The following is a 15,042-nucleotide window of genomic DNA, read 5'->3' on the forward strand; positions in this document are numbered from 1 at the left end:
AGTCGTCCGACGATTGAAGCGGTACCCAACTCTTTGACGTAAGCTTCAAGGTACTTTAGCGACACGTTGTTGTGTGTGCCTTTCAGAGAGCGCTTGAGGTGCCCAAAAAGTTCTCAATTGAGTTTGTTGTTTCGCCGTTCGGGCCGACATATTCGTCCTGCGAGTGGTTCACCGTAAGGTGTGTGTAACGCTCAACAGAGATCGCTTTGTTGTAGGTGCGCAGTTCATCGGTGTGGATTTCAGTACCAGTGGCAATGTTGTCGTCAATCTGGGGCATCAGAGAACTGCGTGTCTGGTCAGGAACTACTTTCAGCATCACATTACCGCCGCGCTCCATCATGCCCATGACAACGCTCTTGCGCTTGCGCCAGTCGATACCAGTAGTCTTGCCGCCCACAAAGGTCTCATCGACCTCTACAACCTTGCCAGCGCCGCCAAGAGGGGCTTCACTGTCCAGATCGGCCATGTGTTCCCGGATCAGTTTCGCCATGCGCCACGCGGTCTTGTAAGTCACACCAAGCTGGCGCTCCAATTCCTTGCCGCTCACGCCATGCTTTGACGTGGTGAATAGGAAGATCGCATAGAACCAAAGCTGCAAAGGTGTTCGGCTCTTTTCGAAGATACTGCCAACCATTGGGTGAATGTGGTGACCGCACCACTGACAAGAATAGGCTAGCTCAGACTGCAAACGATACCACTTGGCCTCGCGCTCACACTTGGGGCATTCGTGGCCTTGACCGAAACGCACGTTGCACAGGTGTTCAAGGCACGCTTCGTCTGTGGGGAACTGCAGGAAGAACTGGCGGACATTTGTTTGTTTCATGCACTATAGGTAGGTTTTGGCTTACCGTACACCAAGGGGATACACCCCTAATTATGTCATGTCCGCCACACAGGCGCGGTGCTTCAGAGTGCCCGCGCTTATGCTGTGTCACCAATCAACCGATAGCTGCGCCATCGTCTCGGCGCACGGCCACGATAGATGATCGCGGTGTCTTGTCGCCCCCATCCGGCCAATGCGAGTCGCCGCGCTCGCCGGGATGTTGGACGCCCACGAAGACCGTCCTGCGATCAGCAGACCATGCGACGCCGGTGATCTCGGCTTCTCTCGGTCCAACAAGGAAGCGGCGGATTTCACCAGTTGCCGGATCGCCGATCAGCATCTGGTTGTTCCCCTGTCCGGCAAAATCCTCCTCGTTGGAGTAATTCCCGTCGGTCTGGATCCAAAGCAGCCCCTTGTTGTCAAAGGCCAAGCCGTCCGGTGAGTTGAACATGTTGCCTTCGTTCACGTTTCTAGAGCCTCCATACGCGTCTGTATGGACAGTTGGGTTGCCCGCCATAACAAAGAGATCCCAGCGGAAGGTATCTGCTGTATGATCCCCGTTGCTGGGCCACCAGCGCACGATCTGACCGTAGTTATTGGCCTCCCGCGGATTGGGGCCGCCAACAGGGGTTTCATCGCCACCGGCATTGGTCTTGATGCCGCGATTCTTGTTGTTGGTCAGGGCACAATAGACCTCTGCCTTCAACGGATTGGCCGTGACCCATTCGGGGCGATCCATAGTCGTTGCACCCACCGCAGAGGCGGCCATGCGGGTGTGGATACAGATCATGGCCTTGTCCATGCCAGTGCTGTCAGGGGTCAAGGCCAACCACTCGCCGGTGCCATCTGCATGGAATTTGGCCGCGTAGATCGTGCCATTTTCCATGAGATCGTCGGTGTCGCCACCCTCGGCATAAAAGCCATCCGAGACGTAGCGATAGAGGAACTCTCCGCGTTCATCATCCCCCATATAGATCGCGATCCGACCATCCGCGTTGACCACAACTTCGGCGTTTTCGTGTTTGAAGCGTCCGAGTGCTGTGCGTTTTTTCGGTTTGGAGGTTGGGTCATACGGATCGACTTCGGTGATGTACCCATGACGGTTGGATTCATTGGGGTCCTTGGCCACATCAAAGCGGTCATCGACTTTCCACCAGCCATAGCCACGGTCGTTTCCGCTGACCCCGTAACGCTTCTTGGCGTCATCCTGAACATATCCGTCTGCATCCGCCGTGCCAAAATACCCGTTGAAGTTTTCCTCACAGGCCAGATAGGTGCCCCATGGCGTGCGCCCGTTCCCACAATTGTTGAACGTCCCGAGCGCGGTCACGCCATCCGGATCAGCATTGGTTTTCATCAAATCATGGCCACGCGCAGGACCGGTAATGTCCATCGGTTCGTCAGGTGTGAAACGACGGTTGTAAGGAGAATCCTTGACGATCTGCCACTTGCCATCAACCTCTTTCAGTTCTGCAGCGGTCAGGCCGTGGGCGTTCTTGCCCTTGTTGATGTCATCGTCGCTGACAAATTTCCCGTCAGGGTTATTGCCCCACATCACGGATCTGTTGGTGTATTCATTGTTTGCGACAAGGATTTGATGGCCGTCTTTGTCGGTGAAGATCGCCATGCCATCGTTGTTGTCCCCGAACGCGCGCGCCTGGCTTGCCGCCGTCCCGCGGGTTGCGTGATCAAATTCCGGGACATCCGAGAATAGCGGATCGCCCCAGCTGGTTGCCACATGCCAGTTATAACCTTCGGGTACGATAATGGTGTCCTCGACACTCGCGGCAACCGCCTTGAACCCAAAGCGACTATCAGCCGCCTGCGCTGCAATTGGTGTGAGAGATGTGCTGGCAACGCCAAGCGTCGCGACCCCACCCATGGCAAGAACGCCTCCCAGAAAACCGCGCCGCGATATGGCTTCTTCTACAATCGCGTCGAAGTCGCTGTCCTCTGGTTTTGGGTTAATAACTTCGTCAAACTCGTCAAAAGATAGATCATTAAGCGCGTCAGCTGATAGTTTGGTTTTGGTCTCAAAGTTCATGACAAATCTCCTGAAAAAGCCGCGCCAACATAGATGGCAGCCAAGACTAGAGCTTGGTCCTGATCGGATGATTCCGTCAAGTCACCTAACCCGCAGGCGAGACACGCCCATCAGGTGGTCTGCGACGAAAACCGGGCGTCCGAGACCACAAGCAATCGGCATCCAAACGCCAGGCGCGATGAGATCGTTCGAGCCAGGTTTAAAAATCAAACCGGAACCGTCTATCGCGGATAGTCGCCGCACGCGCCGGCGCAGTAATGCGGCCCTCATGAAGCCGTCGTTCGCAGCGCGACGCAAGATAATCGCGGCCCGATGGTCAGCAAAGCCCTCGTTTGTCGAGAGCAAAGAGAGGGTTTGTTGCGCTTCAATCGTTCCAGTTTTCCCTAAAAAAATATTTCACATTGGCGTGGCTTAAGCGTTCCTAATCGTTTGGGTGGCATAGCAGGGCGGAACTATGAGAACCTGCACGTGATACCTGCTCAGATATTCAATCAAATCAATGACAAGTGCACCGAAGGGCTTGCGCTTGCTTTGGCGTCGAATGATGACGGGGCGGTCATGGAACTTCAGTGGTGTAATAAAGCTTTCACCAAGATTACCGGCTATGAGGCATCCGAGGCTGTGGGTCAGCGCGGAACGATTCTGATCGGTCAGGATCTGGAGCAGGGCGTTCACCTCTATATCATCGAGAAATTGATGAATTGGGAGAACTTTTCGACCAAGGCTCTCAACAATCGCAAGAACGGCGAAGTCTATTGGCAGCGCATGAGCTGGGCGCATCTGTCAGATCCCGAGACCGGAAATCGCTGGTGGCTCTGCTCTATCATTGAGCTGGAGGATGAGCGCGCTGAACCTGCCAAGGACGCGATGAAAGAGGCAGCAATATCAGATCAGGAGAGCTTTGAGAGGGTTTTCAAAAAAGTTCACCGCCTGGAGAAAGAGAACGCGCGCCTGCACAAACTTGCAAAGTCGGTGGCCAAGGATGCGAACGAAGATGCGCTGACCGGCCTGTCAAACCGACGTCACTTTGAGGTCGAATTAAAGACCTGGATTGAGAATCTAAAGAAGCACCAAACAGAGTTTGCCGTGCTTTACATCGACCTGGATCGCTTCAAATTCGTGAACGACACACTTGGCCATGATGCGGGAGATCGGTTGTTGGTTTCCGTCGCCGATATGTTGCGGGAACTGACCAGTAAATCTGATCTGGTCGCCCGCCTTGGCGGCGATGAATTCGTCATTTTGAAGCCACTGGCGAAGAGCGCTCTTAACATCAGCAGTCTGGCGGATGAAATTGTTCAGCGGATGCAGGCACCATTCACATGTGAAGGGAAGTCGACGGCGTGCAGCGCGAGTGTCGGCGTGGCAATTGCCAAAACGAATATGGAAGATCCCGACCAGATTGTCGCGGACGCCGATGCCGCGCTTTATCACGCCAAATCGCAGGGAAAAGGACGGTGGTCATTCTTTACCGAAGAGATGCACGCGAACGCCATTGCAACCAAAAAGCTGGCGTCGGACCTGCTGCTTGCATGCGAAAGACGTGAGTTTGTCCCTTATTTTCAGCCTCTGATCGATGCGCAGACCGGTAGAATTGCTTGCGCCGAGATGCTGGTACGGTGGGCGCATCCAACCAAAGGCATTCTCGCGCCAGCGGCGTTTCTCGACACCGCCGCAAACATGGGGATTCTCAAGAGGGTCGATGAAATCATTTTTGACAGCCTCAATGGCGCTCTGTTCCATTTGGACGAGTCGGGTGTCGATCTTCCTCGCGTTGCGGTGAACGTCTCGGCAGCTCGGCTGGCTGATCCAACCTTTATCCATGACATCAAGAGCTCAGGTATCGACCCTCAAAGGTTGACGGTCGAAATTCTCGAGTCGGTCTATCTGGACCGAATGGGTGATGTGGTTCGGTGGACCATCGACGAACTTGACGAATTGGGGGTTACAATCGCGCTTGACGACTTCGGAACAGGGCACGCCTCGGTGCGCGGACTGCTGGAAATCAGGCCCTCAATCCTAAAGATTGATAGACACTTCATCCAACCCATTGTCGCGGATGCGGCTGCGAGGCCGCTGGTCGCGTCCATCGTCGGCATCGGCAAGAGCCTCGGTATGCGCGTGGTCGCAGAAGGAGTCGAATCCGAAGAGCACGCGCGGCTCGTCAGCGAGATGGGTTGTGACTATCTGCAGGGTTTCTATTTCGGTAAGCCGATGAGTGAGGACGATCTTCGTGACAGGCTCATTGAAACTGGGGGTAAGTTCTGGACCCGCAGGCCGTTGGAACTTGACGACGACTTGAAGCGCGGGATGGGTCGAGCGGTTTGATTTTCAGCCGACATGAGACACATCGTGACCCGAGCCTCTTCGCTTCCAGTTTGGCGGGCGTTGCTTCGACGCGACGTGTCCGATCACATAGCATTATTTCGCCATAGGCAGATGCAAAGGGTCACAATCAGGTTACCTGATGTCCTAGGCGGCCGCTGTGGCAGCGAGTTCGATTGCCCGAGAAAGCGCCTCGTCAGCGCAATATATGGGATGGCTGGCAGCGCAAACCTGCCTCCGACCGGGGCCAACTTCATAAACACAGGAAACGTATGCACCATCCGCGATTGAGGACGCACATGGAATCCATCTCCCTCCAGGGCCTTCGACGGCATTTCCGACGCGCACGTTCACGGAACCCGCCGGGGGGCAGGACACCTGAACAGATTTTTCAAACAACTTGTCGAGACTCATCGCGACCCCTTTCGATACCCGATAATTCAGGTCGGAGTTGGCCAAAGTATGGCTGCACTTGCGATTCTGCCCTCAGTATGCCGTGTTTTCGTGGATCAAGGAGACCGGCTCAGTCCAGAAGCTCAGATCCGCACCCCGGTCGGTTTCAGAGAGCCCAGATATACTTATGGAAACAAAGGATTAGAAGAACGTGAGGCGGTAGGCGAGCTTCTTTCAATTCTATGTATTTTCCTTCTTTTGGTCACTTTCGTCCACTGCCGGACTGCGACGGGGACGCAATCATTTATATCGGCGGATGCAGCGATGCCCTCCTATCACGCCAAGACAAAGTAGAGCTTGGCAAAGGCCCCAAAGAGAGCTTTGGTCACCGTCGGCCATCATCTCGGGCGGATTCGGTCAGACAAGGAATTCGACTGGGTTCGCTGCACCAACTACCGCCAAGTCGGCGACCGCTGCCTGAAAAATCAAACCGGAGCCTGCCTGCAATAAGGCAAGATAGCGCGCGCGTCTTTGGACCAGCTGCGAAGGCATTCTGAGCTCTCAAAGAAAACCGGCAGATCGAAGCGAAATCTTGCAAACGGTGAAAGCTGGCTAACCCATCATTAACCACTTGATGGGTAAGTCCATGCCTAACTAGGGAAAATTAGCTAACACTTTGTTAGGAATTTGATGGGGATTTGCATGATTAATCAGAAAACGAGAGCCGTATAGAATGGGGATGTCACCTAGCAGATTGTTTGAATTGACAACGCAACTGTCCGGCATCCTCCGCGATCTTGAGGAGACGGGCATTCACATCGAGATTGGTGACGATTTCGCCAAGTATCGCGCGTACAGAAGTCAGCAGCCCGATCGCGGACCGATCTATCCGATGTTCGATGTGGCGAGCTCGTTTGTTGATCGAGCCAACGGTTTTTGGGTTTGCGGCTTCAACTCGAACCGTGAGGTGATCCACACGCAAGCAGTGCGTCTTCTCGACCTGTCGGGCATTTCGCTCGCAGCACATCTGAACGACCACCGCCATAAGTATATCACACCCGATACGACCCCAGACCCAGATCTTACCTTTTATTCAGGCCCGGAAGCGCTCCACACGATCACGGGTAAAGTATGCTATCAAGGCGATTTCTGGCTACGCGCGCGCGGCCTTGGCGGCCCGCGCAGCCAAGGCGCAACTTCACTTTTGTCACGTGTACTGCTCCAGATAATGGTCGAAGCTTGGAACCCTTCTTTCGTTTTTGCGCTGGTACCCAAACAATTGGCCGCAAAGGGTGCCCATCTTCGGTACGGTTATTGTCATTGTGAACCCGGTCAATGGCTGGGCCCGGACAAACAGATAACTGAGGAAGACTACCTGATCTGGATGGGCGCCAACGATATGGCCAATCTGCTTGCACGAGCACCACAAAATCTTCAACGCGCGGGCAGCGTTTCCGTGGTCCAACCCTCCACGACCTCTGTCGATACGGAGAGCTATTCGGAGACAAGAGTGAATGGCTGACCGGCGGCTTTACGCATGAGATCGCACACGCCCGAAATCGACAAGCCTAGTCTTGTCTCCGTCTCACCGCGTACAGCGGTTATCGGGCCGGTCGCGGCAAATATTGCCTTCGTGATGGAAATCACGCTGGTCCCGTTGCTATTGCCAGAGATTCAACGGCAATTTGACCTGTCCGTCGGCAATCTGGCCTGGGTCTTCAACGCTTACGGCCTCGCTGTTGCCGTCGGTGTTCTGCTGGGCGGCTTGTGCGGCGACCTCTTCAATACCCGGAAAATCTTCGGCTATGGGGTGGTCTTCTTCGCAGCAGGATCACTCGTGGTTGCCGCGGCAGAGAGCTTTGAAGTCCTCATCATCGGGCGGGCGTTGCAGGGGTTTGGCGGCGGCATCTTTTCGCCACTTGTGCCCCTCCTGTTGACGCGCGCTTCGCCAGAGAAACCGGGAAGAATGCTTATCGTCTGGGGCAGCATCGCGGGCTACGTCGCCGCCTTCGCGCCACTTTTCTATGGCGGCTTCCTCGGCGAGCACGGTTGGAACCTCGCGTTTGTTTTGACCGCAATCATCGCATTTTTCGCATTCGTGATCCTCAACAGAACGCAGACGGCTGATGAGCTTGCGCCCGACTCCAACCCAAAGGCAGATTATTTGGCGCTGTTTCAAGCCCGCGATCTCTGGGTGACATTTGTCTATGTCTTCTGCACCTACGGATCCATTACCTACTACCTGTTCCGGCTCCCGGTCTGGCTGTCGAGCAACGAGGTTACTGCGGCGAGTGTCGGCCTTGTTCTGTCGATCGTCTGGCTGACTTTTTCCGGCTTCAGTACACTTTTGCGAAACATGGTCGATAAACCCCACGTGCGGATGATCATGCTTGCCGCGCCCTTCCTCATCGCGGCCGGATTTCCGCTTTCATATTTTAACGAGAATCTCTTTCTGCTGGTCTTATCATCGTTTTTGGTCGGTTCGGGGCTGGCGTGCAGCAACGCGCCGTCAACACAATTGATCCTGAGATTCGCGCCAAAGGGGATGAGCGCCATCTCGACAAGCCTGGACATCACCTTCGCGCGTCTCGGCGGCATTGCGACGGTTGCCATCCTCGCAGAGACGGAGTTCGCATATGCTACCCCCGCAATATTCCTTGCGTGCATGATCGCAGCCTGCTGCGCGCTGGTGGCGTGTAGAGGGCTTGCTAATGGCCCATGAGCGTCGCGCGAAATTAAGGGGAATGTGGCCAGCATCCAACTATGAACAATCATCGCATAGGCATTCAACGGCGATATCTCTTCGCTGTGCCGAGGAGAAGCCCCGATGCACAATATTTCTATGCGGCTTTGATAACGTCTTCGCCGCAAGGGTTGGTGAGAAGGTTCTTGCATCCGCTCCAAGCCAGGCCAATTCGTAAGTTTTCTGATTTCAAGAAGATTGCATCTGCCAATGTTTGATGACCCGGACTGGTTGACGGAATTTGGGGGGGTGTGCGGCACATTTCGCTCATGGTGACTGAAGCGCCATCGGCAAATGTTTGCGCCTTTTGAACATCAAAATCAGCATTTCACGTGGCCTCTCCCGATGGCCAGCACGCATTCCTCGGCCAGCAACCGGATATTCTTCGTCTTGATGTAAGACCTGATGTCATTGGGGATCTTCTAGCAAGACCGCCAAAGGATCGCTATCAAGAGAACGCGTGGGCGCGTGTCCGCTCTCAGCCTTGTCGGCAGACCCGGTGGCGCGACGTAGCGCTGTACCGTCCGCCGCGAATATATGGGCGTTTTCCGTTTGAAATCGCAGCCCCAGGCGATCGCCGGATCTGATCGGGATGTTCCCATGTTTGCGGATCATCAACGAGCCAAGCCCCTCGATATTGGCATAGATGTTTGTGTCCGAGCCCAGATGCTCGACCACATCGGCCACACCGGCGATCTCTCCGGCACCGGCTGGAACGACATCAAGGTGTTCCGGTCGAATACCCAGTTCCGTAGCCTGTAGCGTATCTGGCAAATGCGGCAAGGCAAGTGTCACCCCGTTCGCGACAGTGACCCCGTGATCGCCGCCCGTGACCGGAAGCACATTCATCGTAGGCGACCCGATAAACTGTGCCACGAATTTATTCGCGGGCCGCTCATATAGCTCAAGCGGACTGCCCACTTGCTGAATGTCGCCTCCGTTCAGCACCACGATACGGTCTGCGAGGGTCAATGCCTCAACCTGATCGTGGGTCACATACACCATTGTCGCGCCCAATTTCTGATGCAAGCGGGCGATTTCCAACCTCATTTCCACCCGCAGTGCTGCATCCAGATTAGACAGGGGCTCGTCAAAAAGAAAGGCGCGCGGGTCGCGAATGATTGCGCGGCCCATCGCCACCCTTTGTCGTTGACCGCCCGACAAGGCTTTCGGCAAACGTTTGGTAAGGGCGGACAGGCCCAACGTGTCAGCCGCTCCCCTGACGCGGTCGATACGGTCCTGCACAGGATCTTTGCGTATCTCCATGGAAAAACCCATGTTCCGCGCCACGTCCATATGCGGGTAAAGCGCGTAGGATTGGAACACCATGGCGATATCACGGTCGCGCGGCCGCACATCATTCATGCGTACGCCATCAATGGTAAAATCGCCTTCAGTGATCGGCTCCAGACCGGCAATCATGCGCAAAAGAGTGGACTTGCCGCACCCCGAAGGACCAACAAGAACGATGAATTCTCCATCCTGAATATCAAGGTTGATGTCGCGCAGCACCTCCACCGCGCCGTAACGTTTCACGACATCTCTGAGTTCGATCCGTGCCATGAATGTGACCCCCTATCCTTTGACCGCGCCGGACGTGAGCCCTTGCACGAGGTAGCGTTGAATGAAGATGAAGAAGAGACAGCTTGGGATGAGCGCCAGAACGCCGGCCGCCATCATCTGTCCCCAATCGACCGAAAATTTGGATACAAAGGTCAGCAAACCCACGGGAAAGGTCATGGCCTCGTTCTTGGAAATCAGCATCAGCGCGAAGAGCAGCTCTGACCAGGCCGCGGTGAAAACGAACCCAAGCGTCGCACCCAGACCCGGTAGCGTGAGCGGAAAGATCACCTTGCGCAGCGCCTGAAAACGCGAGCATCCATCCATCATCGCGGCCTCTTCAAGGTCTTTCGGGATACCGTCGAAAAACGACTGCATCAGGAAAGTGGCAAAGGGAATGTTGAAGGCGGTGTAGACTACGATCAGCGATGTCAGCGAATTGAGCATGCCGAGTGATGCGACGATCTTGTAAATCGGCGCGATGATCATCAGCAAGGGAAACATCTGGGTGACTAGCATCACAGCGATGATCAGTCTCTTTCCGCCGAAATCAAAACGCGAAAACGCGTATCCTGCACCTGCGGCAATGACCGTTGTCACCGCAGCCGTGCCCAGTGAAACAAAGAGCGAATTTCCGAAATAGGCGAGAAAATCGGTCTGGAAAAGAACCGTGCGAAAGTTGTCGATGGTCAGGGCCGACGGCCATAGATTGGTGCCTTCCGTAAAGATCAACTGATCCGGCGTGATCGCGATCTTGAAAAGCCAGTAGAGGGGAAAGAGCGCAAAGGTCAGGTAACCCAGCAGTGCTGCATATTTTCCGACCGTCAGAGCGGGATGTGACCGGGCAACCGCCATCTCGGACCCCTAGATCTTGACCAGCTTCTTGCGAAGCCAGAGCAGGATGATGGCATAGATCAGCAAGAGGCCCAGCAAAGCCACGGCGATGGCCGAAGCATAGCCAAAGTCGAGCTTGCGGAACGCCGTTGTGAAAATATAGGAGCTGACAATCTGAGTGGAGTTGGCCGGACCGCCACCTGTCATCACGTAGATGAGGTCTGCAAAATTGGCGATCCATATGGTGCGCAGCATGACTGTGATCGCAATCATCGGAGCCAGAAAGGGGAGTGTGATTTTGGTGAAACACTGCCAGGGGGTCGCTCCGTCAATCTCGGCGGCCTCGTATAACTCGCCCGGAATGGATTGCAGCGCGGCCAGAAGCGTGATCGCAAAAAACGGAACCCCGAACCAGATATTGGCAACGATCGGCCCCCACATGGCAAGGCTCGGATCCCCCATGATGTTATAGGGTTCGGAGAGCAGGCCCAGCGATGCCATCCAGTGCGGCAAGGGACCGATGACCGGGTTAAAGAGCCACGCCCATGTCAGCGCAGACAGAAACGTCGGCACAGCCCAGGGCAGAAAGACCAGCGCCTGAAAAAGCCTTTTGCCAAAGAATTGCGTGTTGAGCAGAAGGGCCAGTCCGAGGCCCAGAAAAAACTGGAAACTGATCGACCAGAATGTCCACCAGAAGGTGTTTTCCAGAGCGATCCAGAATTTGCGGTCAGACCAGAGCTTAAGATAGTTCTCGAAACCCACCCAACCGGTGTCAAAGGGGTTGAGCAGCTCGATAGCCTGAAAGGAATAAGAGATGCCGATAATGAGCGGGATCAACATCACAGTGCCGATCAGAAAGATCGCGGGCGACAAGTACAGGAATGGCTCGATCATGTACTGCCAATAGAGCGAGCGCCGTGCCCGGGGTTCCCCGGGCATGACAGTATTTTGGACGCGGGTTGTCACTGTTTGGCCTGCCACTTTTCGTATTCAGCTGTCAGCAATTCCGCCCATTCATCCGCGACCTCTTGGGCAGTCCGTTGCCCGAGCAATGCTTCCTGGCTTGTCTCCAGCAAGACCGTGCTGCCGAAATATCCCCATTTCTCCAGGTAGGTGGGCATCGTCGTTGGCACGTATTGTTCCCCGTTCAGTTCTTCAAACCATCCGGCAAATTGCTCGGACTGGAAGTAGGGGTCCTGATCCGCGCCTTTGTGAATCGGGATCACGCCCACACGTTTTGCCCAGGCCGCATTGGCCTCAGGCGTCGACAGGGCGGCCACCAGATCAAAGGACTCCTCCTCATGTTCGGTTGAGCTGAAGATCGACCAGCCCGCGAAACCAATTGTCGGGAAAGCCTTGCCCGAGGGACCAACCGGCATTGGCATCACGGCAAAATCTTCAGCCGGCATCCGTTCGGCAATTGCAATCAGCGCATCTGGGTCCTGATCCAGGAAAGCACAGGTCCCGGAGTAAAAGCCTGCCACGATTTCATTGAAACCCCAGTTGACGCTGTCACGCGGGGCATGACCGTCTTTGTACATGTCGATCATGAACTGGATGCCTTCAACCGAACCCGGCTCGTTGATCCGGCTCTTCCCGTCCTCGGTGAAAAACTCGTTAGTGCCGTTCATCGTCGCTGCAAACATGATCCAGCCGTTGGTCCCACCGGGCCCGCCGCGCAGACAATAGCCCGATTTGCCCTCCAGTTCTGAAACCGCCGCGGACGCGGCTTTAAATTCCTCCATCGTGGACGGAGGCGTCTCGACACCGGCTTCGGCAAGCAGTTTCTTGTTGTAGAACATCGCGCGCAAATAAAACCCGTAAGGGATCATGTAGAAGTCACCAGCCTGACTGCCCATGGCCACCGCCTTGTCGGTCAGCGTGCTGCCGTGCTCCCATTCCGCCACGTGATCGGCGAGGCTGACCAATTGACCGGAACCTGCATAGAGCGCCTGCCATGTATCGGGCATCTCCACGACATCGGGGATGTCACCACCGGCAACCATCGTTGCGAGCTTTTCGAAAGCCTGTCCCCAGGGGAGGCTGACGATCTCGACCGTGACCCCGGGGTTGTCAGCTTCAAATCCATCCACGAGGCCTTGCAGAACTTCGGTCCGCTCCGGGCTCGTAATGACTTCGACAAGCTTGAGTGTGGTATCGGCCCAGGCAGCACTCGCCATCAGCGCGGCGGCGGTGCTTAGGCCGGCAAACATACGTTTCATATCAGTTTTCCTTCCTTGTTGAGGGGGTCAGCGTCTTTCTTGCCATCAGGCTGCGCTTTGGCTCAGGGCAGTCGAAAAATCCGCCCAAAGATCTTCTGCGTCTTCCAATCCAAGGCTCAGTCGCACCAGGTTCGGAGAAACGCCAAACTTCTGCATGGAGTTCTGCTCACCAGCCTGCGCAAGTCCCACGCTTGCCGGCAGAAGCAGGCTTTCAAAACCACCCCAACTGACGCCAAGGCGGAAGTGCTGCAAGGCATCGGCGAATTTCGGAATGTCCACGTTGTCATCGAATTCAACGGACATGAGGCCGCTACGCCCCTTGAGCCCCGGCACGATATTAGCACCGGGACTGTTGACCCGGCGCACCTGCGGCAGAGCAGCCAGGCGGTCCACGAAGAGGTTTGCTGTTTCCTGATGCTGCCGCATCCTAAGGCTCAGGGTCCGCAATCCACGGGTCAGCAAGAATGCTTCGAACGGCGCAAGTTTTGCACCCAGCAGGGACAAAGTCAGATCACGGATGCGAGCGATATGGTCGTGGGAGGAAACCACCACGCCTGCAACCGTGTCCGAATGCCCCGAGATGTATTTCGAGGCGGAATGAATGACGATATCGATCCCAAGCGTGAGCGGTTGCTGGAAAACCGGACTAGCCCAGGAGTTATCAATCATGGTGATTGTGCCGTGCCGTTGCGCATGCTCTGCGACCAGCGGGAGGTTCATTGGGGCAAAAACCACCGAGCTGGGGCTTTCTAGGAATGCGAGTTTCACGCCCTTCAGCAAGTCTGCATCCTCTTCGAATGCGCTGACGGAATGATAGGTGATCTGCACGCCGAAGGGCCGCAGCATACGCTCGAAAAAGCGAAATGTGTCAGGATATACATGTTCGATGCAGGCGACCTGATCGCCCGGTTGAACGTGGGCAAGCAGAGTTGACGAAATAGCCGCAATTCCCGAGGCAAAAGCAACGGCGGCATCGCCCCGCTCGGCTTTTGCCATGAGCCCTTCAAAGGCGGCAACGGTTGGATTTTGGATACGCGTATAGATGGGCTGCGTCGTCCGACCGGCCATGCGATCTTCGAAAGCTTGATAGTTTTCAAAGGAAAACAAAGACGATTGTACGATGGGTGGCGTCACCGCGCCATCAGCATCATCCAGCACCGACGCCAGCAAAGTTGCGAGCTGTGGTCCGTCAGACATCGTATGTCTCCATGACCTGACGCACTTCATGCTCCACCATATCCATGATCCGCGCCATGACCTTGCTGGCCCGCGCCTCATCCCTCGCAGCAATTGCCCGCGCGAGCTCGGGATGGAGTGGGATTGTCACCTGGCCAAGATGGGGCTGCCCAAATGGTGCTTCGTAAATTTCGTTGAACGCGCGCTGAATCTGCTGAATGATCTGCTCAAAGAGCGGGTTCCCGGATGCCGCCTGAATGGCGCGGTGAAACCGATTGTCCGCCTCACGCCAATCCTCACCGGCTTCAAAGATGCTCATCAACTCCGCCACGCGCGCAAGGATGACCCGCGCCTGTTGGTCGGTCACATTCCGCGCGGCCATACGCGCACTTTCGATCTCCAGCGGCCGCCGGACCGAGTGGGTTCTCAACAAGCTTTCAGCTTCGAGCTTGAGGGTTACAGGTACATGGATCGCGTTCGATGACACTTCCGCTGCCAATCGTGTGCCCGCCTTCTTGTTACGCGTGACGATGCCCATGTTTTGCCAGGCGGTCAGCGCCTCCCGGACCTTGGCACGACCAACGCCCAGCTTCTTGGCAATCTCAACTTCCGGCGGCAGACGGTCCCCAACCTTCATTTCAGCCCGGTCAATCATTTCCGACAATGCATCCAGGACGTCCCGACTGCTGTTGCCTGCTTCAAGCAGCTCCAGCGCCGCAGATATCTTTGCAACATTGGTCTTCTCAGCTTGGGGGGGCGGCGCAGTCAAATTTAGAAACTCCAGCAGGGGTTTCTCAAACGTTAGTTTTATTGTCCGACAAAATCAACAATATTGTAGGACAATAAATAGAAGTTACATAACAGCACCTTACCGGCAAACGCCAACGTAATCCCAGGCCAGGTTCATCGTTGAAAGAGTCGA

At 55.5% G+C, this 15,042-nt stretch carries 11 protein-coding genes; 3 read left to right on the forward strand and 8 right to left on the reverse strand.

Annotated elements, in window-relative coordinates; all coding sequences use genetic code 11:
- Window positions 1-82: 82 nt before the first annotated feature.
- Both Q0802_RS15805 and Q0802_RS15810 read right to left on the reverse strand, forming a co-directional pair.
- Window positions 83-823, reverse strand: coding sequence for an IS1595 family transposase (locus Q0802_RS15805; protein ID WP_298919993.1), 741 nt, complete (start codon window positions 821-823; stop codon window positions 83-85).
- A 115-nt stretch (window positions 824-938) separates the two neighbouring features.
- Window positions 939-2,867, reverse strand: coding sequence for a PhoX family phosphatase (locus Q0802_RS15810; RefSeq protein ID WP_298919995.1), 1,929 nt, complete (start codon window positions 2,865-2,867; stop codon window positions 939-941).
- 468 nt (window positions 2,868-3,335) lie between these two features.
- On the opposite strand from Q0802_RS15810, the gene Q0802_RS15815 reads away from it, so the two are divergent.
- The 3 genes from Q0802_RS15815 to Q0802_RS15825 all read left to right on the forward strand — a co-directional run bounded on the left by Q0802_RS15815 (window position 3,336) and on the right by Q0802_RS15825 (window position 8,307).
- Window positions 3,336-5,195, forward strand: a complete 1,860-nt coding sequence (locus tag Q0802_RS15815) for an EAL domain-containing protein (RefSeq protein ID WP_298919996.1) — start codon at window positions 3,336-3,338, stop codon at window positions 5,193-5,195.
- Between the two features lie 1,123 nt (window positions 5,196-6,318).
- A complete protein-coding gene (locus tag Q0802_RS15820; protein WP_298919998.1) occupies window positions 6,319-7,107 on the forward strand; it encodes a hypothetical protein in 789 nt (262 codons plus the stop codon).
- A gap of 114 nt (window positions 7,108-7,221) precedes the next feature.
- Complete coding sequence (locus tag Q0802_RS15825) at window positions 7,222-8,307, forward strand: MFS transporter (RefSeq protein ID WP_298920000.1); 1,086 nt, start codon at window positions 7,222-7,224, stop codon at window positions 8,305-8,307.
- Window positions 8,308-8,736: 429 nt separating this feature from the next.
- On the opposite strand, the gene ugpC is transcribed toward Q0802_RS15825, so the two are convergent.
- From ugpC to Q0802_RS15855, 6 genes are read right to left on the reverse strand one after another with little or no spacing between them, the layout of a single operon-like run.
- A complete protein-coding gene (gene ugpC / locus Q0802_RS15830; protein ID WP_298920002.1) occupies window positions 8,737-9,891 on the reverse strand; it encodes a sn-glycerol-3-phosphate ABC transporter ATP-binding protein UgpC in 1,155 nt (384 codons plus the stop codon).
- A gap of 12 nt (window positions 9,892-9,903) precedes the next feature.
- On the reverse strand, window positions 9,904-10,743 hold the full coding sequence (locus Q0802_RS15835; protein WP_298920004.1) for a carbohydrate ABC transporter permease: 840 nt from the start codon (window positions 10,741-10,743) through the stop codon (window positions 9,904-9,906).
- Window positions 10,744-10,752: 9 nt separating this feature from the next.
- Window positions 10,753-11,661: a sugar ABC transporter permease gene (locus tag Q0802_RS15840; protein ID WP_298920006.1), complete on the reverse strand. Its 909-nt coding sequence runs from the start codon at window positions 11,659-11,661 to the stop codon at window positions 10,753-10,755.
- A gap of 23 nt (window positions 11,662-11,684) precedes the next feature.
- The gene (locus tag Q0802_RS15845) at window positions 11,685-12,944 is read right to left on the reverse strand and encodes a sugar ABC transporter substrate-binding protein (RefSeq protein ID WP_298920009.1); all 1,260 of its coding nucleotides are present in this window, start codon (window positions 12,942-12,944) and stop codon (window positions 11,685-11,687) included.
- Window positions 12,945-12,989: 45 nt separating this feature from the next.
- On the reverse strand, window positions 12,990-14,141 hold the full coding sequence (locus tag Q0802_RS15850) for a PLP-dependent transferase (RefSeq protein WP_298920012.1): 1,152 nt from the start codon (window positions 14,139-14,141) through the stop codon (window positions 12,990-12,992).
- On the reverse strand, window positions 14,134-14,889 hold the full coding sequence (locus Q0802_RS15855) for an FCD domain-containing protein (protein WP_298920014.1): 756 nt from the start codon (window positions 14,887-14,889) through the stop codon (window positions 14,134-14,136). Before Q0802_RS15855 ends, Q0802_RS15850 begins: the two co-directional genes overlap by 8 nt.
- Window positions 14,890-15,042 lie beyond the last annotated feature (153 nt).

This window comes from uncultured Roseobacter sp. (genome assembly GCF_947495275.1).
GTDB lineage: Bacteria > Pseudomonadota > Alphaproteobacteria > Rhodobacterales > Rhodobacteraceae > Roseobacter.

Coding starts and splice junctions, on each gene's coding strand:
- Q0802_RS15835 (WP_298920004.1), bottom strand. CDS start 10,743: ATGGCGGTTGCCCGGTCACATCCCGCTCTGACGGTCGGAAAATATGCA.
- ugpC (WP_298920002.1), bottom strand. CDS start 9,891: ATGGCACGGATCGAACTCAGAGATGTCGTGAAACGTTACGGCGCGGTG.
- Q0802_RS15845 (WP_298920009.1), bottom strand. CDS start 12,944: ATGAAACGTATGTTTGCCGGCCTAAGCACCGCCGCCGCGCTGATGGCG.
- Q0802_RS15820 (WP_298919998.1), top strand. CDS start 6,319: ATGGGGATGTCACCTAGCAGATTGTTTGAATTGACAACGCAACTGTCC.
- Q0802_RS15805 (WP_298919993.1), bottom strand. CDS start 823: ATGAAACAAACAAATGTCCGCCAGTTCTTCCTGCAGTTCCCCACAGAC.
- Q0802_RS15850 (WP_298920012.1), bottom strand. CDS start 14,141: ATGTCTGACGGACCACAGCTCGCAACTTTGCTGGCGTCGGTGCTGGAT.
- Q0802_RS15825 (WP_298920000.1), top strand. CDS start 7,222: ATGGAAATCACGCTGGTCCCGTTGCTATTGCCAGAGATTCAACGGCAA.
- Q0802_RS15810 (WP_298919995.1), bottom strand. CDS start 2,867: ATGAACTTTGAGACCAAAACCAAACTATCAGCTGACGCGCTTAATGAT.
- Q0802_RS15840 (WP_298920006.1), bottom strand. CDS start 11,661: ATGCCCGGGGAACCCCGGGCACGGCGCTCGCTCTATTGGCAGTACATG.